The 23,567-nt window shown below is 71.0% G+C and carries 19 protein-coding genes; 11 read left to right on the forward strand and 8 right to left on the reverse strand.

Annotated features, from left to right (window positions below; all coding sequences use genetic code 11):
• Nucleotides 1–289: 289 nt before the first annotated feature.
• Nucleotides 290–1,297: a 4-hydroxy-2-oxovalerate aldolase gene (gene dmpG, locus BKK79_RS07010; protein WP_071011341.1), complete on the reverse strand. Its 1,008-nt coding sequence runs from the start codon at nt 1,295–1,297 to the stop codon at nt 290–292.
• An 11-nt stretch (nt 1,298–1,308) separates the two neighbouring features.
• Nucleotides 1,309–2,250: an acetaldehyde dehydrogenase (acetylating) gene (locus BKK79_RS07015; RefSeq protein ID WP_071011340.1), complete on the reverse strand. Its 942-nt coding sequence runs from the start codon at nt 2,248–2,250 to the stop codon at nt 1,309–1,311.
• A 518-nt stretch (nt 2,251–2,768) separates the two neighbouring features.
• Between BKK79_RS07015 and BKK79_RS07020 the strand changes: the two genes are divergently transcribed.
• Genes BKK79_RS07020 through BKK79_RS07040 form a run of 5 tightly spaced genes read left to right on the forward strand, consistent with a single transcriptional unit; the run spans nt 2,769 to nt 7,683 of the window.
• Nucleotides 2,769–3,866, forward strand: a complete 1,098-nt coding sequence (locus tag BKK79_RS07020) for an AI-2E family transporter (RefSeq protein ID WP_071037436.1) — start codon at nt 2,769–2,771, stop codon at nt 3,864–3,866.
• An 8-nt stretch (nt 3,867–3,874) separates the two neighbouring features.
• Nucleotides 3,875–4,594, forward strand: coding sequence for a paraquat-inducible protein A (locus tag BKK79_RS07025; RefSeq protein WP_084084571.1), 720 nt, complete (start codon nt 3,875–3,877; stop codon nt 4,592–4,594).
• Entirely contained in the window at nt 4,591–5,346 is a 756-nt protein-coding gene (locus tag BKK79_RS07030; RefSeq protein ID WP_071011338.1) for a paraquat-inducible protein A, read from the forward strand. The genes BKK79_RS07025 and BKK79_RS07030 overlap by 4 nt, the downstream gene beginning before the upstream one ends.
• Nucleotides 5,339–7,000 (forward strand): PqiB family protein, encoded by a 1,662-nt coding sequence (locus BKK79_RS07035; protein ID WP_071011336.1) that lies wholly within the window; start codon nt 5,339–5,341, stop codon nt 6,998–7,000. Before BKK79_RS07030 ends, BKK79_RS07035 begins: the two co-directional genes overlap by 8 nt.
• Nucleotides 7,000–7,683, forward strand: coding sequence for a PqiC family protein (locus BKK79_RS07040; protein ID WP_083383961.1), 684 nt, complete (start codon nt 7,000–7,002; stop codon nt 7,681–7,683). The genes BKK79_RS07035 and BKK79_RS07040 overlap by 1 nt, the downstream gene beginning before the upstream one ends.
• Nucleotides 7,684–7,784: 101 nt before the next feature.
• Here the strand turns inward: BKK79_RS07040 and BKK79_RS07045 are convergent, their stop codons facing one another.
• From BKK79_RS07045 to BKK79_RS07055, 3 genes are all read right to left on the reverse strand, one after another.
• The gene (locus BKK79_RS07045) at nt 7,785–8,285 is read right to left on the reverse strand and encodes a nucleoside 2-deoxyribosyltransferase (protein ID WP_071016121.1); all 501 of its coding nucleotides are present in this window, start codon (nt 8,283–8,285) and stop codon (nt 7,785–7,787) included.
• Nucleotides 8,286–8,364: 79 nt separating this feature from the next.
• Nucleotides 8,365–9,147, reverse strand: coding sequence for a TetR/AcrR family transcriptional regulator (locus BKK79_RS07050; protein WP_071011335.1), 783 nt, complete (start codon nt 9,145–9,147; stop codon nt 8,365–8,367).
• A 112-nt stretch (nt 9,148–9,259) separates the two neighbouring features.
• Entirely contained in the window at nt 9,260–10,603 is a 1,344-nt protein-coding gene (locus BKK79_RS07055) for an MFS transporter (RefSeq protein WP_071011334.1), read from the reverse strand.
• 366 nt (nt 10,604–10,969) lie between these two features.
• On the opposite strand from BKK79_RS07055, the gene BKK79_RS07060 reads away from it, so the two are divergent.
• The 4 genes from BKK79_RS07060 (at nt 10,970) to BKK79_RS07075 (ending at nt 17,059) form a co-directional block, all read left to right on the forward strand.
• Nucleotides 10,970–12,247 carry an alkyl sulfatase dimerization domain-containing protein gene (locus BKK79_RS07060; RefSeq protein ID WP_071037437.1) on the forward strand — a complete coding sequence of 426 codons (1,278 nt, stop codon included), beginning with the start codon at nt 10,970–10,972 and terminating at the stop codon, nt 12,245–12,247.
• Nucleotides 12,248–12,363: 116 nt separating this feature from the next.
• On the forward strand, nt 12,364–14,517 hold the full coding sequence (locus BKK79_RS07065) for an acetate--CoA ligase family protein (protein WP_071037438.1): 2,154 nt from the start codon (nt 12,364–12,366) through the stop codon (nt 14,515–14,517).
• 121 nt (nt 14,518–14,638) lie between these two features.
• Nucleotides 14,639–15,685: a Bug family tripartite tricarboxylate transporter substrate binding protein gene (locus tag BKK79_RS07070; RefSeq protein WP_084084573.1), complete on the forward strand. Its 1,047-nt coding sequence runs from the start codon at nt 14,639–14,641 to the stop codon at nt 15,683–15,685.
• 72 nt (nt 15,686–15,757) lie between these two features.
• A complete protein-coding gene (locus BKK79_RS07075) occupies nt 15,758–17,059 on the forward strand; it encodes a DUF1254 domain-containing protein (RefSeq protein ID WP_071011329.1) in 1,302 nt (433 codons plus the stop codon).
• A 547-nt stretch (nt 17,060–17,606) separates the two neighbouring features.
• On the opposite strand, the gene BKK79_RS07080 is transcribed toward BKK79_RS07075, so the two are convergent.
• Nucleotides 17,607–18,764 (reverse strand): porin, encoded by a 1,158-nt coding sequence (locus BKK79_RS07080; RefSeq protein ID WP_071037439.1) that lies wholly within the window; start codon nt 18,762–18,764, stop codon nt 17,607–17,609.
• Nucleotides 18,765–19,185: 421 nt separating this feature from the next.
• Between BKK79_RS07080 and BKK79_RS07085 the strand changes: the two genes are divergently transcribed.
• Both BKK79_RS07085 and BKK79_RS07090 read left to right on the forward strand, forming a co-directional pair.
• Nucleotides 19,186–20,127, forward strand: a complete 942-nt coding sequence (locus tag BKK79_RS07085; protein WP_071037440.1) for a 2-hydroxyacid dehydrogenase — start codon at nt 19,186–19,188, stop codon at nt 20,125–20,127.
• Nucleotides 20,128–20,234: 107 nt separating this feature from the next.
• Nucleotides 20,235–20,429 carry a DUF1059 domain-containing protein gene (locus tag BKK79_RS07090; RefSeq protein WP_071011323.1) on the forward strand — a complete coding sequence of 65 codons (195 nt, stop codon included), beginning with the start codon at nt 20,235–20,237 and terminating at the stop codon, nt 20,427–20,429.
• A gap of 52 nt (nt 20,430–20,481) precedes the next feature.
• On the opposite strand, the gene BKK79_RS07095 is transcribed toward BKK79_RS07090, so the two are convergent.
• Together BKK79_RS07095 and BKK79_RS07100 are read right to left on the reverse strand one after the other, a co-directional pair.
• A complete protein-coding gene (locus BKK79_RS07095; protein ID WP_084084575.1) occupies nt 20,482–21,330 on the reverse strand; it encodes a tetratricopeptide repeat protein in 849 nt (282 codons plus the stop codon).
• A gap of 7 nt (nt 21,331–21,337) precedes the next feature.
• A complete protein-coding gene (locus BKK79_RS07100; protein WP_071037441.1) occupies nt 21,338–23,437 on the reverse strand; it encodes a bifunctional 2',3'-cyclic-nucleotide 2'-phosphodiesterase/3'-nucleotidase in 2,100 nt (699 codons plus the stop codon).
• Between the last annotated feature and the right edge of the window lie 130 nt (nt 23,438–23,567).

Below are 23,567 nucleotides of genomic sequence, written 5' to 3' on the forward strand. Positions count from 1 at the left end.
GTTGAGCCGCACCCGGCGCGCCTTCTTTGCCTACTTTCTTGGGCAAGACCAAGAAAGTAGGTCGGCTCCCCCGCAGGGGGAGTCGAAACAGGCCGTTGTCACACAGACCGATACCACTCGAATCCACGCGCAAAAGCCTTGCGTCACGAAAGCGAGTCAGCTCCCCGCAGGGGAGTCGAGACAGGCCGTTGCCCCGCACGCCAACACCGCTCGAAGACAAGCGACAAGGGGCACCGAGTCACGAATGCAAATCAGGCCACCGGGACACCGGAAAGTCGATCAGCGCTGCTCAGCGCGCCAGATCGAGCGCCACGTCGACGATCATGTCCTCCTGACCACCGACCATGCGCCGCTTGCCCAGTTCCACCAGAATATCCACCGTAGGCACACCGTACTTGGCCGAAGCCGTCTCCGCATGGCGCAGGAAGCTCGAGTAGACCCCCGCGTAGCCGAGCGCCAGCGTCTCGCGGTCCACCCGCACCGGGCGGTCCTGCAGCGGACGCACCAGGTCATCGGCAGCGTCCATCAGCGCGCGCACGTCGCAGCCGTGGTTCCAGCCCATGCGGTCGGCCACGGCGATGAAGACTTCCAGCGGCGCGTTGCCGGCGCCCGCGCCCATGCCCGACAGGCTGGCGTCGACGCGGTTGGCGCCTTCTTCCACCGCCACCACCGAGTTGGCCACACCCAGGCTCAGGTTGTGGTGGGCGTGCACGCCGATCTCGGTCTCGGCCTTGAGCGTGTCGCGCAGCGCACGCACGCGGTCGCGCGCGTCGTTCATGGTCAGCGCGCCGCCGGAGTCCACCACGTAGATGCAGGTGGCGCCGTAGCCTTCCATCAGCTTGGCCTGCTCGGCCAGCTTCTGCGGCGTGGTCATGTGGCTCATCATCAGGAAGCCGACCGTGTCCATGCCCAGCTTGCGCGCGCTCTCGATGTGCTGGCGCGAGACGTCGGCCTCGGTGCAGTGGGTGGCCACGCGCACCACGCGCGCGCCGGCGTCGTAGGCGGCGTGCAGGTCGTGCACGGTGCCGATGCCGGGCAGCAGCAGGGTGGCGATCTTGGCGCGCTTGACGCTTTGCGCGGCGGCGCTGATCCACTCCACGTCGGTGTGGGCGCCGAAGCCGTAGTTGAAGCTGGCACCCGACAGGCCGTCGCCGTGCGCGACTTCGATGGAATCGACGCCGGCGGCATCCAGCGCCGCGGCGATCGCCTTGACGTGTTCGACGCTGTACTGGTGGCGGATGGCGTGGCTGCCGTCGCGCAGCGTGACGTCGGAGATATAGAGTTTGTTGTCGCTCATGTCGGCTCCTTTCAGGCGGCGCAAAGCTGGGTTTCTGCCATGCGCTCGGCGCAGGCCAGCGCGGCCGAGGTCATGATGTCGAGGTTGCCGGCGTAGGCCGGCAGGTAGTGGGCGGCGCCCTCCACTTCGAGGAAGACCGAGGTCTTGAGGCCGGCCACGCGGCCCAGGCCCGGGACGTTGGGCGCGTTGCCCGCGTCGAAGCGGTCGAACTGCACGGCCTGCTTGAGGCGGTAGCCGGGCACGTAGCGCTGCACCTTCTCGACCATGGCGTGCACGCTGTCTTCGATGCGCGACTGCTCGGTGAGGTCGGACAGCACGAACACGGTGTCGCGCATGATCAGCGGCGGCTCGGCCGGGTTCAGCACGATGATGGCCTTGCCGCGCTTGGCGCCGCCCAGCACCTCGATGGCGCGCGAGGTGGTCTCGGTGAACTCGTCGATGTTGGCGCGCGTGCCGGGACCGGCCGACTTGCTGGAGATGGAGGCCACGATCTCGGCGTAGTGCACCGTCGCCACCTGCGACACCGCCGCCACGATGGGAATGGTGGCCTGGCCGCCGCAGGTGACCATGTTGATGTTGGGCGCGTCGAGCTGCTGGTCCAGGTTGATGGCCGGGATCACGTAGGGACCGATGGCGGCCGGCGTCAGGTCGATCACGCGCACGCCGTGCTGCTGCAGCCTGGCGTTGTGGTGCTCGTGCGCGCCCGCCGAGGTGGCGTCGAACACCACGCGGATGTCCTGGAAGCCCGGCAGGGCCAGCAGGCCGTCGATGCCTTCCGCGGTGGTGGGAACGCCCAGGCGCGCGGCGCGCGCCAGTCCGTCCGAGGCGGGGTCGATACCGACCATCGCGCCCATTTCCAGATGCTGGCCGTGGCGCAGCACCTTGATCATCAGATCGGTGCCGATATTGCCCGAGCCGATGATCGCGACCTTGACCTTGTCTCCTGTTGTCATCAGAGCACTCCTAAGTGGCGGTGGATGTCTGCCGCGGCGGCGCCCGGCATGCCTTTGGTGCTGCCATCCTAGGCGGCCACTCCTTTAGTGTCAATATATAATATTGACTCCCATATATTGGCACTAAAAAGCTTCGCTTACGCCATAAGGAAGCACGCTGGCGCTGCCTCGGCGTGGAAGGGCGGACAATGGACAAGGGGGCAAGGGGGCAAGGGGGCAAGGGGGCAAGGGGGCAAGGGGGCAAGGGGGCAAGGGGGCAAGGGGGCAAGGGGGCAAGGTCTCTGCAGCGGCTGGCGCCGCCTTGCGCGCCGGGCACGGGCAGGCGTAGCGGGCGCGGCCGCCGCGGCTTTCGCCATGGCTTGCCGGCCGCGAACGAAGTGGCGCCGGCGCGGTCTGAGCCACCATCGCGCACCGGCGGCACGGCGGTGTGCACCGCAGCAATCATTTCCGGACCAGAAACGGTTTTCCGATATATTTACGTTCCAATCGTCACACCGGCAGCAAGGGAGAGCCATCCAATGAGTTCCGGCCAATTGATCGAAAGGCTCGCCGCCGTATTCGCCCTGATCGTGCTGATCGGCGGCTCGCTGCTGGTGCTGGCCCCCTTCACCACCGCCCTGCTGTGGGGCGCCATCCTGGCCTACAGCTCCTGGTATCCCTACACGGTGCTGTCGCGCTGGCTGGGCAACCGGCGCGGCGTGGCGGCGCTGATCTTCGTGCTGCTGGCCTTCGTGGTGGTGCTCGGCCCCTTCGTCTACGCGGGTGCGAGCGTGTCCGCCCATATCGACGAGATGTCGGCCCTGGTCGACCGCTACGTGGAACACGGCCTGCCGCAGCTTCCCGACTGGCTGACCAGCCTGCCCTACCTGGGCAGCTACCTGCAGACCTCGTGGGACAAGCTGTTGCATGCCGACTCGGAGATGCTGGCCAATGTGCGCAAGCTGCTGGCGCCGGTGGGCCATGCGCTGCTGGGCGCCGGTCTGTCGGTCGGCGCCGGCCTGGGACAGCTGGCCCTGTCCATCGTGCTGGCCTATTTCTTCTACACGGGCGGCGAGTTCGCCGTGGCCTGGCTGCGCGCCGGCATGCGCCGCATCGGCGGCGAGCGTGCCGACCACCTGCTTTCGCTGGCCGGCAACACCATCAAGGGCGTGGTCTACGGCGTGCTCGGCACCGCCTTCGTGCAGGCCCTGCTCGCCGGCATCGGTTTCTGGATCGCGGGCGTGCCCACGCCGGCGCTGCTCGGCCTGGTCACGTTCTTCCTCTCGGTGATCCCGGTCGGCCCGCCGCTGGTGTGGATCCCGGCGGCACTGTGGCTCTATCACGCGGGCTCGGTCGGCTGGGCCATCTTCATCGTGGTCTGGGGCATGGGCGTGGTCGGCATGGCCGATAACGTGATCAAGCCGCTGCTGATCAGCAAGGGCACCGATATGCCGCTGATCTGGATCATGCTCGGCGTGCTGGGCGGCGCCCTCGCCTTCGGCTTCCTCGGCGTCTTCATCGGGCCGACCGTGCTGGCGGTGGCGTACGCGCTGCTGCGCGACTGGACCGTGGGCCAGGCGGTGGCACTGCCGGGCGCCGCCGCGGAGGCGCCGCCCGGGCGCAAGGAAGCGCCCTGAGCCCGCCCATGGATCCGCGTCCACCGACCCCATCCGCACCGCCGGGCGATGCGCCACCGCAGAGCGCCGCGCCACCCGCGCTGCCGCCTTCGGCTGCCGCAGAACTCGCGGCCAGCGGCACCACCAACGCGCTGGTGGCCTGCCACTATTGCGATGCGCTCTACCAGCGCGCGGCGCTGGCGCCGGGCGAGCGCGCCTGCTGCCTGCGCTGCGGCAGCCCGCTCTACCAGGACAGCCGGCGCGCCTACCGGCGCCAACTGCCGCTGACCCTGACCGCGCTGATCCTGTTCCTCATCTCCAACGCCTACCCCATCGTGGCGATGGACCTGCAGGGCGTACGCACCCACACCACGCTGCTGGGCGCGGTGGAAGCCCTGTATGCCGACCACATGGAGCTGGTCGCCTTCCTGGTCTTCGCCACCACCATCCTGTTTCCGCTCACCGAACTGCTGATGATGTGCTACCTGTTGGTGCCGATGACGCGGCACCGCATGCCGGCCGGCTTCGAGCGCATCGTGCGCGGCATCTGCCAGACCCGGCCGTGGGGCATGATCGAGGTCTTCATGATCGGCGTGCTGGTCACGCTGGTGAAGCTGTCGAGCATGGCCGAGGTCCTGCCCGGCGTCGCGCTGTGGTCCTTCGGGGCCCTCGTGGTGGTGCTGGCCGCGCTGCTGTCCTTCGATCCGCGCGACCTGTGGCAGCACCTGGACGAGGCACCCGCGCCATGACACCAGCAGGCAAGCCCTCCCCCGCGGAGGAACGCGGCACGGCGGCCGGCCCTTCGCGCCTGCAGCGCTCGCGCGCGCTGGCGGCGGAAGTGGTGGCCGGGATCACCGATGACGACGAGCGCACGCCGCTGGCCCAGGTGCCGACAGCGCGCGCGCAGGGGCTGCTGTCCTGCCACGCCTGCGCCGGTGTCAGCCCGGCCAGCCTGGCCGGCGAGCCGTGCCCGCGCTGCGGCGCCACGCTGCACGTGCGCAAGCCGGCCAGCCTGACGCGCACCTGGGCCTTCCTGCTGTCGGCCTACATCCTCTACATCCCGGCCAACCTGCTGCCGGTGATGATCACCCAGACCATCCTCGGCACCCAGCGCGACACCATCTTCTCCGGCGTGGTCTACCTGTGGCTGTCGGGTTCGCACCTGCTGGCCGGCGTGGTGCTGGTGGCCAGCATCGTGGTGCCGATGCTGAAGATGGCGATCCTCACCTTCCTGCTGCTGTCCGTGCAATTCCGCTCCACCTGGCGCATGCGGCAGCAGACCAAGCTGTACGAACTGGTGGAAGTGATCGGCCGCTGGTCGATGCTCGATGTCTTCGTGGTGGCGCTGCTGGCCTCGCTGGTGCGGGCCGGTGCGCTTGCCACCATCATCCCCGGAGGCGGCGCCCTCGCCTTCGCCTCGGTCGTGGTACTGACGATGCTGGCCTCGCTCAGCTTCGACCCGCGCCTGCTGTGGGATTCGCTGGAAAATGAACATGTCTGAAGAAACGGACCGCAACGCTCCCCCGCCCGCCCGCCCTCCTGCTCCCCCATCGCCACCGCTGCCACCCGAGCCCGCGCGCAAGCGCCGCGCGCGCTGGCTGCCCTCGGTGGTGTGGCTGATCCCGATCGTGGCGGCGGTGGTCGGCATCACCCTGCTGGTCCATACCATCACCTCGCGCGGGCCGGAGATCACCGTCACCTTCCACACCGCCGTGGGGCTGACGCCGGGCAAGACCGCGGTACGCTACAAGGAGGTCGACATCGGGCTGGTGAAATCGGTACGGCTGGCCCCCGACCGCTCGCACGTGGCCGCCATCATCGAGCTGACCAAGGACGCCGAGTCCTTCGCGGTCAAGGACACCCGTTTCTGGGTGGTGCGCCCGCGCTTTGCCATCAGCGGCATATCGGGGCTGGAAACCCTGCTGTCGGGCGCCTACATCGGCGTGGACGCCGGCAAGTCCGACGAGCACGTGCGCGACTTCACCGGCCTCGAAGCGCCGCCGGTGGTGACCTCCGACTCCTCCGGCAAGCAGTTCGTGCTGCGCGCCGCCGACCTCGGCTCCCTGGAGATCGGCTCGCCGATCTACTACCGGCGCCTGCCGGTCGGCCACGTGGTGGCCTACCAGCTCGCGCCCAACGGACGCGACATCACGCTGCGGATCTTCGTCAACAAACCCTATGACAAGCTGGTTACGGCCGACACCCGCTTCTGGCACGCCAGCGGCGTCGACCTGAAACTCGATGCGGGCGGCCTGAAACTGTCCACCCAGTCGCTGGTGACGGTGCTGCTGGGCGGCGTGGCCTTCCAGCAGCCGGAGCATTCGCCCGCCACCGAGGCAGCGGCCGAGAACACGCAGTTCCTGCTCGCCGCCGACCAGACCGAGGCCATGAAGGAGCCCGAGGAGCTGGCGCCGACGCTGGCCGTGCTGAACTTCGACCAGTCGGTGCGCGGCCTGGCGCCGGGCGCACCGGTCGACTTCCGCGGCGTGGAGGTGGGCCAGGTGCGCTCCATCGGCATCGAGTACGTGCGCGCGACAAAGACCTTCCGCCTGCCGGTGGTGGTGGAGTTCTACCCGTCGCGCATGGGCTTCCGCCAGCGCGACGTGCGCGACGAGCAGCTCGCCCACGCCATCGTGCAGGGCCTGGTCAAGCGCGGCCTGCGCGCGCAGCTGCGCACCGGCAACCTGCTGACCGGCCAGCTCTACGTGGCGCTCGACTTCTTCCCGAAGGCGGCCCCGGCCACCTTCGACGGCAACGCCACGCTGCCCGAGCTGCCCACCACGCCGGGCACCTTCGACGAACTGCAGGCGCAGCTCGGCGACATCGTGGCCAAGATCGACAAGATCCCGTTCGAGCAGATCGGCCAGGACCTGCGCACCACGATGGCCTCGCTCAACCGGATGATGGCCAATGCCGACAAGCTGGTGAACCAGCTCAACGGCGACGTCGCGCCGCAGGTCACCGCGGCGCTGCAGGACGCGCGCAAGACGCTGAACGCGGCCAACGGCACGCTGGCTGCGGACGCACCGCTGCAGCAGGACACGCGCCGCATGCTGCAGGAGCTGACGCGCACCGCCGCCTCGCTGCGCGCGCTGACCGACTATCTCGAACGCCACCCCGAAGCGCTGTTGCGCGGCAAGACGGAGAAGCCGTGATGAACCGCCCCCGATTCGACGCCCGCCGCACCGACCCGCGCCGCCTGCCGGCCGCCACTGCGCGCACCGGCGCGGCAACCCTGGCGAACACCCTTGCCGCGGCCGCCCTGGCCGCCCTGCTGGCCGGCTGCGCCTCGCCCGAGCCGCGCTACTACACGCTGGCGCAGGCCAGCGGCACCGGCGCGGCCGCCGCGCCGCAGGCCACGCCCCAAGGCAAACCCGTGTGGATCGAAGTAGCGCCGGTACACGTGCCCGAGCGCCTGAACCGCGCCGAACTGGTGGTGGGCGAGGACGGCAGCGCCGATGGCGACAGCCGGCTGCGCCGCCTCGAACTGGCGCGCTGGTCGGCGCCGCTGCCCGATGAGCTGCGCGATGCGCTGTCGCAGCGCCTGCAGGCCGCGCTGGACGCCCAGGACACTTACCGGCAGGGCCTGTCCGGCGTCGAGCCGGTCTACCGTATCACCGCCGACGTGGTGCGCCTGGATGCCGCGCCCGGCGGCCGCGCCGGCGCCCTGATCAACTGGACCGTGCGGCGGCTGCCGGACGGCAAGCTGGCCAGCGGCCAGAGCCGTGCCGACCTGCCGGCCGGCAGCGGTGTGGACGGCGTGGTGGCAGCCTACCGCCAGATCCTGGCGGGCGCGGCCGACGACATCGCCGGCGGCGTGCGCGCGCTGCAGCCTTGATGCCGCGCGGAGGCGGCCAAGCAGCCAGGTGATTAGGCGGAGTTAAGCGGGTTAAGCGGGTTAAGCGGGTTAAGGGGCTAAGCAGCCAGGCGGCTTGTCCACTAGGACGCCGCGCGTGCGATCGCCTGCAGGCATTCGCGCGCGCCACCCTGCACCATGCGCGCCGCGCACGCCAGCATCAGGTTCTTGCCCAGGCCGAAGTCCTCCACCACGTAGCCGCGCGCGTCGAGGCCGCGGCCCTCGGCGTCGGTCACCACCGCCACGCGCTCCAGCAGCGTGCCGGCATCGGCGCTGTAGGCCCACACCGGCTTGCCCAGCGCCACCGCGTAGCCGACCTCGAAGGCGGTGCCGGCATCCGGCTCGCCCGGGCCGCGGAAGTCGTCCAGGTTGGCCATCAGCAGGTCGGCGCGCCGGATCAGCGCGAGATTGGCCTGGTAGATCCACTGCGCCGCGGCGGGACCGCTCAGCCCGGGCGGCAGGGCATGGTCGAGCGGGTAGAGGCCGTCGCAGCCGTAGGTGGCGCACAGCGCCTTGAGCGCTTCGCCGTGGGCGATGGCATCGCGGCGGAACACGTCGAAGCCGGCGAGATAGATGGTGGGCATCTTGATGGGTCCGGTCATGCGGGCGCGGAACACGCCCGCTGCGCTGCAAGCATACGCGCGCGGCGTGCGGCGTGCGGGCTCAGGCCGCGCGGCCCTTGCTGCTGCGCCAGACGCGGCGCCCCTTGCTGACCGGCGCGGTCAGCGCGGCGGTGCAGTAGTCGGCCAGGTCGGCCACGGGTGGCTGCTCTGGCTTGCCCTCGGACTGCTGGCACCACTGCGCCAGCGCGTAGACCACGCTCTGGTTGAACCACTGCTGCCGGTGATGCATCACCTTGCGCGGGATGCCGGGCAGCGCAGCGGCGATCAGGCGGCGCGCGCGGATCACGCCGGACATGGCCGCCGGATCGATCATCTCCTCGTTGACCAGGCCCGGGCTCAGGGTAGCCTGCGCCAGCACCTTGACGTAGCGCGCGCCCCACGGCGTGTCGCAGATGGTATCGGCCAGCGCGCTGATCGAGGCCTCGACGATGGTGCGCACGTCGCCGCCCAGGCCGGCGGCCTCGACCTCGTCCAGGTAGCGGTCGCGCAGCACGTTGACCTGGGCCAGGCGGAAGTTCAGCAGGTGGCTGACCAGGGCCTCGCGCGAGCCGAAGTGATAGTGCAGCGCGGAGCGGTTGCGCTGGCCCGCCTCCACCACGATCTGGCGCAGCGGCACCAGTTCCACGCCGTGCTCGGCAAAGAGGCGCTCGGCGATCTCCAGCATGCGCCGCGCGGTCTCGTTCTCCAGCGGGTTGGCGGCCGGGGCGCCGGGCGTGCCGGCGGGCGCCGCCTTGCGCGGGGCAGGCGCCGGGCCGGGCGGCGGGTCCATCACGCTGGCGTCGGCCAGGAAGGAGGAGAGCGATCGGTTGCGCACGCGGCTCATCTGCCAATACCTCATAAGCTAATCCGGAGGATTATCGGCGCAGGCCCTGGTACCGGCAAGCCGGGACAAGTGCGGAGTCGCCCCTGCCCTTTGCGGGCGGGGCCCCGGCGTCTCAGGCGCGCAGGCGCTGCCTGGTGCGCTCCGGGTGCTGGCCGAGGATGCCGACCAGGCAGCCCGCCACCATCACCGCGCCGCATACGCCGAAGCCGAGTTCGAAGCCGTGCGCGGCGCCGGCGTGGGACTGCGCCTGCACCAGCTTCCCCATCACCACCGGCGCGACGGCACCGGCGCTGGTGGAGACCGCAGTGCTGATGGCGATGAGCGCGCTGCGCTGCGCGTCCGGCACGATCTCGCCGAGCACGGCCGGTCCGAGCGCGAAGGTGATCGGCGGCAGCACCGCCGACACCGCCAGCAGCGCCACCTTGCCGCCCGGCGGCAGCGGCAGCAGCGGCAGTGCCAGCAGCAGCACGCCGCCGAGGCCGACACAGACGCAGCTGAACACCACGCGCGCGGAGCGCGAGGAGGCGCCGCGGCGCAGCATGCGCTGCGAGCACCAGCTCAGGCCCATGCTGACCGGCACGCCCGCCGCCACGATGATGGCGAACATGCGGCCGGCGGCGGCAGCGTCGAAGCCCAGGCCCTGTTCCAGGTAGGACGGCAGCCAGGTGAGGGCCAGGGCCAGCCCCCAGTAGGCAGCGAAGCCGGTCAGGAAGCCGCACAGCACGGTGGTGTCGGTCAGCAGGCGCCGGTAGGACACGGGCGCCTGCGCGCGCGCCGGCTCGCTGCCGCCCGCCTGCACCTCGGTGCGCAGCGTGCCTTCGCGCCCCCAGATCAGCCAGCCCAGCGCCCACAGCAGCGACGCGGCGGCGAGCACGACGAAATTGGCGCGCCAGCCCCACTGATGGGTCACCAGCGGCACGCCCAGGCCGGCCAGCAGCAGGCCGATGGTGGCGCCCTGGTTGATCAGCGAGACCGGCAGGTTGCGCTTCTCGTGCGGGAACCACTTGTAGAGCGCGTGGACCGAGACCGGGAAGCCGGGCCCCTCGCCCGCGCCGAGGATGACGCGCGAGACCAGCAGCGCGGTGGCGCTGGAAGCCAGCGCCACCGGGAACTGCACCAGCGACCACAACACCGCCATCGCCAGCAGCAGCCAGCGTGCCGGCACCCGGTTGCCGACGAAGCCGACCACCGCCGCGGAGATCGAGAACAGCCAGAAGAAGCTGCCGGCAACCACGCCGAACTGGGTCGGGGTGAGTTGCAGGTCGCGCATCAGCGGCACCGCCACCATGCCGAGCACGACCTTGTCGAGGAAGTTGATGGCCGAGAAGGCGGTCAGCCAGGTGGCGATGGCCCAGGCCTTGCGCGGCTGGTAGACGCCAGCGGCGGCGGCCGGAGCGCCATCCGCGTCGGCCCGGGCGGTGCCTTGCGGCGGTGAAGTCGTCAGCGTGTCTGCCATGCTTCCTGCGCTCCTGTCTGGTGCCGCCGGCCGCCCCCTGGCGCCGGCGCCGCGCCTGCCGCCGAGCGGCCGCGGGCGCTTGCCTGGTCCCGTCTCCCCTCGCCTGCCGGTACCGCATGCAACACATGCACCGGCCGGAATTAATGCAGGGGATTACCTGATCTTCCGAGAGTAGAGGGTCGCCCGGATTCAGCCCACTGGGGTTTTCCCCGGCACGGCCCGCCGGCCGAGACGCGGCGCCGGCTGACGGCCGATACGCCCCCGGCGCGGCTCCGCAGGAGCCCCACATGTGCTTGACAACGCGGGGCCATCCGGTAAATTTAATCTCCATGCTTAATCCAAAGTATTAAAAAGAGGAGACTCCGGATGACAGACAACACACGCAAGGCCGGCGCCGACCGGACCCCGCTTGACACCGGCAGCGGCATCGAGCCGGTCGCTGCGGGCGTCTGGCTGCTGCGCGGCCAGGGACAGAGCTTCGTGGCCGAGATCGACGAAGGCCTGGTGGTGGTGGACGCCGGCCCGGGCGGGCGCGTCACCGCCGGCATGATCGCCAGCCTGCGCGAGGTCAGCACGCGGCCGGTGGTCGCGCTGTGCTATAGCCATGGCCACGTCGGCTACAACGCCGGCGTGCCGTTGTGGCTGGAGGATGCGGTGCAGCGCGGGCACGCGCGCCCGCGCCTGGTCGCCCATGCCAACGTGCCGGCCCGCTATGCGCGCTACCGCCGCACCGAAGGCCTGCAGAACCGCATCAATGCGCTGCAGTTCCGCCGCCAGCCGGACCAGGCCGCCGGCCTGCTGCGCCTGCACGATCCGGACCAGACCTATGCCGAGCAGCTGGTGCTGGGCAGCGGCGCGCGCCGTGTCCACCTGCTGTGGGCGCCGTCGGAGACCGACGACGTCAGCGCGGTGTGGGTGCCCGGGGCGCGCGTGCTGTACGGCAGCGCCGCGGTCATCGACTCGATTCCGAACATCGGCACGCCCTTCCGCACGCTGCGCGACACCCTGCGCTGGGCCGGCACGCTGGAGCGCCTGGCCGACCTGCGCCCGCTCAAGGTAGTGCGCGAGTTCGGCGCGGTGCTGGAGGGCGAGGAGACCGTGCAGCGCGTGCTGGGCCATACCGCCGGCGCGCTGCGCTGGCTGCACGCCGAGGTGGTGCGGCTGATGAACGAAGGCCGCGGCGAGCGCGAGCTGCTGGCCGAGATCACCTATCCGCCCGAGTGGTTCGACGTGCCCTGGATGAAACCGACCTACGGTGATCCGAGCTATATCGTGCGGGACATCTACCGCTCGGAGAACGGCTGGTGGGACCGCAACCCGACCAGCCTGCATCCGGCGCCCCCGGCCGCGGCCGCCGCCGAGCTGGCCGCCGCCATCGCCGACAAGGGCGCGCTGCTGCGCCACGCCGAGGCCCTGGCCGCGCGCGGCGAGCACCAGCTCGCGCTGCACGTCATCGACGCGCTGGCCACCGTGCCCGACGGCGGGCCCGGTGCAGCACCCGAGATCGCGCAGGCCCGCCGGCTCAAGGCGGCGTGGCTGCGCGAGCGCGCCGGCCAGGTGCGCAGCTATGTGTCGCGCAGCATCTACCTGGGCTGCGCCGACCGCATCGAAGACGGCAGCGCGGCGGCCTTCGGCATGCGCTGAACGATGCGCTGAACGATGCGCTGAACACGCACGATGCCCCCGGGGCGTGCCCCCGGAGGCTTCCCTCCTCTTGCCCAGGGCCGGAACCGCTTCCGCCGCCCCATTCGTCCACGCCCATGCCAGACACCACCACCCCAGCCTCCGCCGCTGTCTCCGCCTCCCTCGACAGCTTCTTCTCGCCGCGCAGCATCGCCATCGTCGGCGCCTCGGCCAGCGCCGGCAAGATCGGCGCGATCCCGCTGCGCTACCAGCTCGAATGCGGCTACCAGGGCAAAGTCTATCCGATCAACCCGGCCCGCGCCGAAGTGCAGGGCGTGCGTGCCTGGCCGTCGCTGCGCGCGGTGGAAGCGCCCATCGACCTGGCCGTGTTCGCGGTGCCGTCGGCACAGGTGGACGGCGCGCTGGACGATGCCATCGCCGCCGGCGTGCGCAATATCGTGCTGTTCTCGGCCGGCTACGCCGAGGTCGGCGCCGACGGCGCGGCCATGCAGCGCCGCCTGGCCGACAAGGCGCGCGCGGCGGGCATCCGCCTGCTCGGACCGAACTGCCTGGGCTTCATGAACGTGGCGCAGGATGTCTACGCCACCTTCTCGCCGGTGGTCGGCGCCGGCAAGGCACGCGCGGGCTCGATCGCCATCGTCAGCCAGAGCGGCGCCTTCGGCGCCTATGCCTACGCGCTGGCGCGCGAGCGCGGCCTGGGCCTGTCCTGGTGGGCCACCACCGGCAACGAGGCTGACATCCAGGTGGCCGACTGCATCGCCTGGCTGGCCGCCGACCCCGCCACGCGCGTGATCCTGGCCTATCTCGAAGGCTGCCGCGACGGCGAGCGCCTCAAGGCCGCGCTGGCGCTGGCGCGCGCGCACGGCAAGCCGGTGGTGGCGGTCAAGGTGGGACGCACCGGCCTGGGCGCCGCCGCGGCCGCCTCGCACACCGCTTCGCTGGCGGGCGACGACGCCGTCTACGATGCGCTGTTCCGCCAGTACGGCGTGTGGCGCGCGCACGGCATCGAGGAGTTCTTCAGCATCGGCTACGCGCTCTCGGTCGGGCGGCTGCCGCCCAACGACAAGCTCGGGCTGCTGACCGTCTCCGGCGGCGTCGGCGCGCTGATGGCGGACGACGCCGCCGACGCCGGCCTGGACGTGGCGCCCATGCCGGAGGCGGCGCAGCGCTGGCTGACCGAACGGGTGCCGTTCGCGGCGCCGCGCAACCCGGTCGACGTGACCGGGCAGGTCACCTCCGACCCGGGCCTGCTCGAAGCCACCGCGCAGCGCATGCTGGGCGACGGCGGCTATGGCAGCCTGCTGGTTTTCCTCGCCGCCGGCGGGCTGTCGCCATCGATGGCGCCGGTGCAGACGCGCATGGCGGCGGCGCTGCGTGCCGCCTGGCCCGATCGCCTGATCGTGTTCAGCACCCTGTCGCATGCGCCGCTGCGCGCCGAGCTGGACGCGCTGGGCTGCCCCAGCTTCGACGAGCCCGGCCGCGCGGTGCGCGTGGTGGCCGCGCTCAACCACTTCCGCCGCCACCTGGGCAGCGGCGCCGCAGCGCCCGCGCCGACACCGGTGCTGCCTGCGCTGGCGCTGGCGCGCGGCACGCAGAACGAGGCGGACTCGATGGCCCTGCTGGGCGCGCACGGCCTGCCCTGCGTGCCCTGCCGTGCCGCGCGCGATGCCGATGCCGCCGTGGCCGCCGCCGAGGCGCTCGGCTACCCGGTGGCACTCAAGGTGCTGTCGCGCGACATCCTGCACAAGAGCGATATCGGCGGGGTAGCGCTCGGGCTCGCCGACGCCGGCGCGGTGCGCGCCGCCTGCGCGCGCCTGCAGGACAACCTCGCGCGCCACGCGCCGCAGGCCGCGCGCGAAGGCTTCCTGGTGGCACGCATGGCCGCGCGCGGCGGCATCGAGTGCATCCTCGGCGCGCACCGCGACCCGGTGCTGGGGCCGGTGGTGATGTTCGGCCTGGGCGGCGTCAACGTCGAGGTGTTCCAGGACGTCAGCTTCCGCCTGGCGCCGGTCGATCGCGCCGGCGCGCTGGAGATGATCGGCGCGCTGCGCGCCGCGCCGCTGCTGCGCGGCCATCGGGGGCAGCCGCCGGCCGACCTCGACGCGCTGGCCGACGCCATCGCCGCGCTGTCGCGCCTGGCCGCGGCGGCGGGCGATTCGCTCGAGTCGATCGACATCAACCCCTTGCTCGCCTACCCCGCCGGCGCAGGCGCGCTCGCCCTCGATGCGGTGGTGACCGGAACCGCGGCGACAGCGGGACCGGCCGCTTGATTGCAGCACGCGGGCCGGCGCCGGCCCGTCCGCACATACGTACATACGCACACACACAAGCCAGCAAGCCAGCGATACAGCCGGCATCGCGGCCCGATGCCGCCCCGAACAGGAGACAACCATGCATGCCACGCCATCCCTTGCCCCGTCCCATCGCGCCGCGCGGGCGCCTGCGCGCCGGCGCTCTCCCTCGCACGCCTGGCGGTTCGGCACCGCACTGCTGGCCGCCACCAGCCTGGCGGCCGGCGCCGCGCCCGCGCAGGAAGCGGCCTGGCCGTCCCACCCGATCCGCCTGGTGGTGGCCTCCGGCGCGGGCAGCGGCACCGACATCTTCGCGCGGGTCTTCGCCGAACAGCTCGGCAAGGCGCTCGGCCAGCCGCTGGTGGTGGACAACAAGCCGGGCGCCAACGGCATCCTCGGCAGCGCCGCGGTGGCCAAGGCCAGGCCCGACGGCTACACCCTGCTGTTCACCTACGCCGCCTCCATCGTCATCAACGCCACGCTGCAGCCGCCCCTGCCCTACGATGCGCAGAAGGACCTCGTGCCGGTGGCGCAGGTCGGCTCGGGCGGCAACCTGCTGGTGGTCTCGCCCGACCTGCCGGTGCACGATATCCGCGAGCTGGCCGCCTACGTGCGCGCACAGCCGCAGGGGCTGGACTATGCCTCGTGGGGCATCGGCTCGGGCGGCCACCTGACCATGGAATCGCTGAAGGCGCAGACCGGCCTGAAGCTGCGCCACGTGCCCTACAAGACCGTCTCGCAGATCCTGACCGATATGCAGGGCGGCATCGTCAAGCTCGCCTTCGTCGACGCCAGCTCGCCGCTGCCGCTGATCCGCGCCGGCAAGCTGCGGCCCATCGCCGTCTCCGGCACGCGCCGCGCGCCCGCCTTTCCCGCGCTGGCCACCATGACCGAGCAGGGCTACCCCTTCCAGGCCGACAGCTGGTACGGCCTGTTCGTCCCGGCCGGCACGCCGCCGGCCATCGTGCAGCGCCTGAACGCCGAGATGAACCGCGCGCTGGCCGCGCCGGCGCTGCGCGAGCGCTTCACCGCCTACAACATGGGCACGCCGCCGATCAAGAGCGTGCAGCAGTTCGCCGACACCGTGCGCGCCGACACGCGCATGTGGGGCGACGTGATCCGCGCCGCCGGCGTCACGCCGGAGTAAGGGCCGCCGGCCGCGCCATCGCTTGTCCATCCGCATTCCCCGCATCCCCCACCACCGACGAGAGAGACATCCATGCACGACGACACCGCCCTGCACGCGCGCATCCGCGACGCGCTGGTCTACAGCTTCCCGGTCCACGACGTGGCGCAGACCCGCTGGCAGTTCACGCAGAACCCGGATAACCACAGCCAGCGCGGCGCGCCGCCCAATGTGCTGCATCACAACCGGCGCCTGCTCAACCACCGCGCGCGCACCGTCACCATGCCGAACAACGACACGCTGTACTCGATCGCCTGGCTGGACCTGTCGGGCGGGCCGCTGCTGCTGTCGCTGCCGGATATGCAGGACCGCTACTACAGCTTCGCCTTCCTCGACATCTTCACCAACAACGCCGCCTGCATCGGCCGGCGCACCACCGGCACGGCCGCCACCGCCTTCCTGCTGGCCGGCCCCGGCTGGCAGGGCGAGGCGCCGGCCGGCACCCGGCTGCTGCGGCTGCCCAGCAACGACATCTGGGCCCTGGGCCGCGTGCTGGTCGACGGCGAGGAAGACCTGCCCGCCGTGCATGCGCTGCAGGACGCCATGCGCCTCGCGCCGCTCGACGCCGGCAGCACGCCCAGGCTGCTGCAGGCGCGGCCCGACGAGCGCTCGCCCGAGCACTACCTGGAACTGGTCAACGAGGTGATGGGCCGCAACCCCGTGCCCGCGCACGAGCAGGCGCTGGTGGCGGGCTACGCCGACCTCGGCCTGCGCCCTGGCGCGCGCAACGCCTGGCAGGCGCTGGACCCGGCGGTGCGCCAGGCCTGGACCGAGACCCACGCCGCCAACCTGCACGCCCTGCGCAAGGCGCCGCCCGACACCTCCTATCGCAGCGGGCGCGGCGGCAGCTGGTCGTCCGGGGTCGACCACCTGGGCAACTTCGGCGACGACTATGCCTACCGGGCCTTCGTCTCCCTGGTCGGGCTGGGCGCGCTGGAGCGCGAGGAAGCGATCTACTTCACCGCGCTGACCGACGGCCGGGGCGAAGCCCTCGACGGCGCCCACCGCTACCGGCTGGCCATTCCCGCCGACATGCAGGTGGACGCTTTCTGGTCACTGACGATGTACGAATTCGCGCCCGACGGGCGTCGCTTCTTCACCGACAACCCGCTGCAGCGCTACGCGCTGGGCGACCGCACGCCCGGCCTGGTCCGGCACGCCGATGGTTCCTTCGACATCTGGCTGCAGCACGCGGCGCCCGACAGCGCCGACGCGCGTGCCAACTGGCTGCCGGCGCCGGCCGGCCGCTTCTCGCTGGCACTGCGCTTCTACCAGCCCCGGCGCGCGCTGCTAGACCGCAGCTTCGATATGCCGGAAGTCGAGCGGGTCGACTGAGCGACCTCGGCCGGCCGGCATTCGCCAGTACGTCGGCGCTCGCTTCGTGCCAGCGCCCGCCCTCACCCCCGGCCCCTCTCCCGCAAGTGGGAGAGGGGAGCGAACCCGCGCAATGCGAACCCCGTCGCGCTGGACGAAGCCTACGAGATGCACCAACACCAAGCGCCAAGCGCCAAGCGCCAAGCACACGGTCTTGCGAACCGATGGCATAGCTAAAGCCGTCGTTCGCCAGCGCGACAGCACCCGCCACGCGGCAACCGGGCTCCCCTCTCCCGCCTGCGGGAGAGGGGTTGGGGGTGAGGGCCGGCATTCGCTAATACGACGGCGCTCGCTTCGTGCCAGCGCCCACCCTCTCCCCCGGCCCCTCTCCCACAAGTGGGAGAGGGGAGCGAACCGATGGCATAGCTGAAGCCGTCGTTCGCCCACGCGGCACATTGCCCATCGCACCTTGCCAGCCCGGCGCAGCCACAAAAAAGGCCCCGCCGGCATCGCCGGCGAGGCCTTGCGAATCCGGCCGGCAGGCCGGACTGGGTCCGCCCGGTCCGGGTCAGAAGATGGTGCGGATGCCCAGGGAGATGCCCAGTTGCCCGCTGGAACCCGGCGTCTTGTAGTAGGTCTGCGCGGTGGCAGGCAGGTAGCCGACGGATTGCCCGCTCGGCAGGTAGCCGATGTTGTCCCAGTTCAGCGAAGCGTTGTGCGCGTAGATGACGGCGGCGAACAGGTCGGTGCGCTTGGACAGGTTGTAGTCGGCCAGCGCCAGGTATTGCTGCGGGTTGGGCGGATTGACCACGGTGCCGCCGATGTTCGCGCGCTTGATGTTGTCGTAGTACCACGCCAGCGTCAGCTGCAGCGCCGGCAACGCCTGCCAGTTCACGCCGGCCCAGTACATATCGTCGCGATGCGGCAGCAGTGTCGGCGTGCCGGTGGCCGGCGCCACCGAATTGCCCCAGCGGTACCCGCCCATCAGCTTGACCGGGCCCAGCATGTAGCTGAGGCCGATGGCGGCGCGCATGTCGCGACCGTAGTCGCTGCCACCGGAGGCGCCGGTCGCCTCGGCCGTGTTCAGCGTCTTCACTTCGTCGTAGCCGACGCCGATGCCGAAGCCGTTGCTGAAGTAGGTCGCGCCGGCGCCGTAGGCCGAGCCCGCCGTCACCGAACCGGCGCGCTCGCCGAACGACCAGTGCGTGTAGAGCGTGACCGGGCCGAAGGTGCCGGTGTACTGCGCCATATTGCTTTCGCGGAAATTGGGGCCGGCGAAGCCGACCACAGGCTCGAACTCGGGCGCGTAGGCGGTGGGCATGAAGTTCGCCAGCGCGAAGAAGGACGAGGTGTACTGCCGGCCGAAGGTGACCTTGCCGTAGGCGCGGCTGTTCAGGCCGACATAGGCCTGGCGGCCGAACATCAGGCCACCGGCGAGCTGGCCGTTCTCGGTGGCGAACTGGTTCTCCAGCACGAACACGCCCTGCAGGCCGCCCCCCAGGTCCTCGGTGCCGCGCAGGCCCCAGCGCGAGTTGGCGATGCCGGACGAATTCATCAGCACGGCCGAGCCGCTACCGGGCGCCAGCACGCCACCGACGGTGTTCTGCGCGTGGTTGACGTACTGCACGGCGGCGGTCACCACCCCGTACAGGGTCACGGAGGTCTGGGCGTGGGCGCCCGGCGCCATCAGCGCGGATGCGGCGGCGGCAAGCAACAGCTTCTTCATTACCTGGTCTCCCATGTCTCGGCGGCATGCCCGCGCCCGTGCGCGAGCGGCGCGGTTCGCCTTGCCGCGCCGACTAATCCCAGGGATTAATCACTAATCCGTGAGATTAATACTGGAGATGAATTCGCATAGGTGGGGATTTCCCCGAGTGGCGGCCGCAGTGCGGCAAGCGCGCAACGGTGACTTGGGCTACCATTGCCTGCCGCCGCGGGAGACCACCTCGGTTGGCCGCAATAAGCACCGCGCAGGTGCCGCTTCTTCCGACTCCCAATGCCCTGAGTCTTGCATTCGTTGAAGAGCGCTGTCTGTCGGGAAGCCGCGCGAGCCTGTGTGATGACGGATCGCGCTGCCCCTCGGCGGACTCGGGGCGGACTCAGTCGACGAACCTGCGGTTCAGGACCCAATCCTTCACAGATCTCCCATGTCCGACAACGCCATCCTCCAGGTCGGCCCGCTGGCGCCGCAACTCAACGACACCCTGCAACAGCAGTACGGCGCGGTGGCGCTGTGGCAGCAGGCCGACCGCGCCGCCTGGACGGGCGCGCATGGCGCCTCGGTGCGCGTGGTGGTGACCTCGGCGCGCCATGGCTGCGATGCCGCGCTGATCGCGGCGCTGCCGAAGCTGCAGGCCATCGTCAGCTTCGGCGTGGGCTATGACTCCATCGATATCGAGGCTGCGCGCGCACGCGGCATCGTGGTCAGCAACACGCCCGACGTGCTCAACGATTGCGTGGCCGACCTGGCCTTCGGCCTGCTGCTGGACAGCGCGCGCGGCATCGCCCACGGCGACCGCTTCGTGCGCGCCGGCAGCTGGCTGCAAGGCGCCTTCCCGCTGACCACGCGCGTGTCCGGCAAGAAGCTCGGCATCCTCGGCCTCGGCCGCATCGGCGAGAAGGTGGCGCGCCGCGCCGCCGGCTTCGACATGGAGATCGCGTACCACAACCGCGGCCCGCGCGCGGGTGCGCCGTGGCGCTTCGAGGCGGACCTGCTGGCGCTGGCGGACTGGGCCGACTTCCTCGCCATCACCTGCGTGGGCGGCCCGCAGACCGAGGGACTGGTGTCGCGCGCGGTGATCGAGGCGCTGGGCCCCCGCGGCATCCTCGTCAATGTGTCGCGCGGCAGCGTGGTGGACGAGGACGCGCTGGTGGAGGCGCTGCGCACGGGCCGGCTCGGCGGCGCCGGACTCGATGTCTTCCGCGACGAGCCGCGCGTGCCGCAAGCGCTGCTGGCGCTGGACAATGTGGTGCTCGCTCCGCACATGGCCAGCGGCACGCACGAGACGCGCGCCGCCATGGCGGCCCTGGTGCTGGAGAACCTGGCCGCCTTCCTGGCCGGGGGCAAGGTGGTGACGCCGGTCGCCTGAGCGCCCCCTATACTGGATAGGCCGGCCGCGGGGCGCCACCCCGCCCCCCCGCCGTCCCCCGCCCAGACGCCTCATCCGCGCCGGATCCTTCGCTCCAGGAGGCAAGCATGGCACGCAAGTACATCGACTGCCGCGACTATCCCAGCGAGTCGCAATGCACGGTCGCGCTCAGCGCCGACACCGAAGAAGAACTGCTGGAGGCTGCCGTGCAGCATGCGGTGCAGGTGCACCGGCACCAGGACACGCCGGAGCTGCGCAGCCAGCTCAAGGCCTGCTTCAAGGAAGGCAGCCCGCCGGCCTGAGCGGCGAGCACTGCCAGTACCAGCAGCCGGGCCCGGCGGCCCGGCCGCACCCTCAAGGCGCCAGCGCCGGATGCCGCAGCGCATGCGCGGCTTCGGCCAGGTGCGAGCGGAAGCGGCGCTCGTCGCGCGCCAGCCCCAGCTCACCATTGCGGTAGGCCATGGCCAGCGCCTGGCTCGATTCCGGATGTTCGCGCTCGGCCGCCTGCTCGTACCAGGCCAGCGCGCGCGCCGGGTCGAGCGGCACGCCGTCGCCTTCGCGATAGGCGTTGGCGAGCATGAACATCGCATGCGGCACCCCGCCCTGGGCGGCCAGCGTGAACCAGTGCGCCGCTGCCTTGGGATTGGCGGGCTGGCCGTAGCCGCCACGGTGCAGCAGGCCGAGGTAGTAGGCGGCACCGGGGTCGCCCGCGTCCGCGGCGGCGCCCAGGTGCGCGCGGGCCCGGGCCGGATCCATGCCGCTGCCGGCCGGCACGCCGAGCAGGGCCGCCTTGCCGAGCAGCAGGTGGGCGCGCACGTCGCCGCCCAGTGCCGCCTTCTGCAGCCACTGGCGTCCTTCGGCAAGCGGCTGCGCCTCGGCGCGGTCCCACAACGCCTCGCCCAGCGCGGTCTGCGCCGCCGTCTCGCCGCGCGCGGCGGCCGCACGCAGCGCGGCCAGCGCCTGCGCATCGCCGGCCGAGCCGGCCAGCGTGCGCAGTTCGGCGAGCTGCGCGCGGCGCGTCTCGGTGTGGTGGCGCCAGGCCCCGGCGCCACCGACGCCGGCCGCCGCGACCGCCACCGCCGCCAGCGCGGCGGCCAGCAGCGGATGGCGCCAGCGCGCCGGGCGCCCCCCGGGCGCAGGCTGCGCCCGCGGCACGCTGGCCAGGCCGCGCCGGGACCCGCCCGGCACGGCCGGGGCGCGCATGGCACGCTCAGCCATTGAGGTCCACCAGGTAGCGCGACAGGTTCTTGCCCGAACCGTCATCGGCCTTGTCCAGGCTGATGTTGGTCAGGCCGGCCGCCTGTGCCTGCGGCAACTGTCCCTGTGCCGAGCTGAACACCACCTTGCCGGCGGTCGCCACCTTGGTGAAGCGCCAGCTGCGCGCGTTGCCGTTGGCCGCGCGCGTGATCGAGGCTGCCTTCTTGATGTAGGCGATCAGCACGTCGCGGTTGGCATCCGGCGAGGCATAGACCGTCTTGCTGCCGTCCAGGCCCGGGAAGTTGCCGCCGCCGCTGGCGCGGTAGTTGTTGGTGGCCACGATGAACTGCTGCGCGGCGGTCAGCGGTGCGCCCTTGTAGGTCAGGTTCTTGATGCGGCTGCCGACCGGCTGCGTCACGTCGATCTCGTACTGCAGGTCGGGCGTGGTGAACATGTCGAAGTTGTAGCCGGGGAAGCTGCTGATCAGCTGCTGGTCGGCGGTGGTGGTGGTGCTGATCTGGTTGAAACGCTTGGCGGCGGTCTCCAGCCAGGCCTTGACCTCGTCGCCGTTGACCTTCACGGCGTAGACCGTGTTGGGGTACAGGTAGAGATCGGCCGCGTTGTTGATGGCCAGGTTGCCGGCCTGCACGTCGGTATAGTCGTTGCCGCCGCCGAAGCCGCTCTTGAACGGCGCCGACACCGACAGCACCGGCAGCGACTTCAGGGCCGGCAGGTTGGCGTCGATGTAGTCCTTCACATAGGCCGCCTGCGCCTGGTTGACGATCTGGATCGCGCCCGGATCGCCGACGTCGGCGAAGTAGCTGCTCATGCGGTAGTCGGTGGTGCCGATCGGCGTCTTCACGTAGGTGATGGTGGCCTTGTGCTCGGTATCGACCTTGGCCGCGACGGCGGCGTCGGCCGCCACATAGGTCTTGTCGGCGTTCTGGATCGAGCGCGCTTCCACCTTGGTGGCGCTGGTGTCGACCGTCCAGCGCGAGCCGGTGTGGGCGAGCTGCAGCTTGATCACGCCCAGGTGCTTGCCCCAGTAGTTGGCCATCACGGTGGGCACGCCGTTGACGGTGCCCTTGGCCTTGTCCACGCCCGGCAGGTTGAACTGCGGCACGGTGCTGGCGGCGTCGGGGAAGATCTGGTGCGAGTGGCCGATCAGCATGGCGTCGACGCCGGCCACCTTGGACAGGTGCCAGCTGCCGTTCTCCATGTCGGGCGAGTAGGCGGACGAGTCCAGGCCGCCGTGCGAGATCACCACCACCAGGTCGGCGCCCTTGGCGCGCATTTCCGGCACGAACTGTTCGGCGGCTTCCTTGACGCCGACGGTGTAGACCTTGCCGTCGAGCCAGCGCTTGTCCCAGCTCATGATGGCCGGCGGCGCGAAGCCGATGATACCGATCTTGACCGGCACCGTGACAGCCTTGCCGTCGGGAGCGGTGGCCTTCACCTGCTTGGTGATGATGGTGTAAGGGTTGAACAGCGGCTTGCGCGTCTTGACGCTGTAGACGTTGGCCAGCACCTGCGGGAAGGCCGGGCCGGCGCACGCGGTCTGCTGTGCGGGGTCGGGCAGCCCTTCGACGCTGAACTTGTTGCCGGTGACCTGGTTCAGGTAGGCCAGGCCGTAGTTGAACTCATGGTTGCCGATGCCGCCGCCATCGTAGCCGGCGTCGTTCATCACCTTGTACATGGCCAGCGTCTCGCTGCACTTGAGCGGATTGACCTGGGCCTGGTAGTCGGCCAGCGCGGTGCCCTGGATGGTGTCGCCGTTGTCCAGCAGCACCGTATTGGGAAACTCGGCGCGCGCCTGCTTGATCAGCGTGGAGACGCGCTCGAAGCCGAGCGAGCTGTCGTCGGCCAGCTTGAAGTAGTCGTAGCTGCGTACGTTGGTGTGCAGGTCGGTGGTTTCCAGCAGGGCCAGCGTGGTCTTGGTACCGGCCGCGACGGCGGCCTGGCTGGTGCCGCCGGCGGTGCCGGCGCTGCCGCCCGCGCCGCTGCCGCCCGCGCCGCTGCCGCCGGCGCTGTCATCGGAACCGCAGGCCGCGAGGGCGGCCGCTGCCGCGGCCAGCACCGCGAGGCGGGCGACCTGGTAGTGAACATCGGACATCTATGAGCTCCCTTCTTTGTTGTGATGTGCTCGGAGCCCCGGATTCTGGACAGCGGGAGTGGCAAACGTTTTGCAATCCGGTGACAAGACCGTGACGAACGCGCGGCAGCCTGCCTTGACCAGCTGGCAG

The organism is Cupriavidus sp. USMAA2-4 (assembly GCF_001854305.1).
Taxonomy (GTDB): domain Bacteria; phylum Pseudomonadota; class Gammaproteobacteria; order Burkholderiales; family Burkholderiaceae; genus Cupriavidus; species Cupriavidus malaysiensis.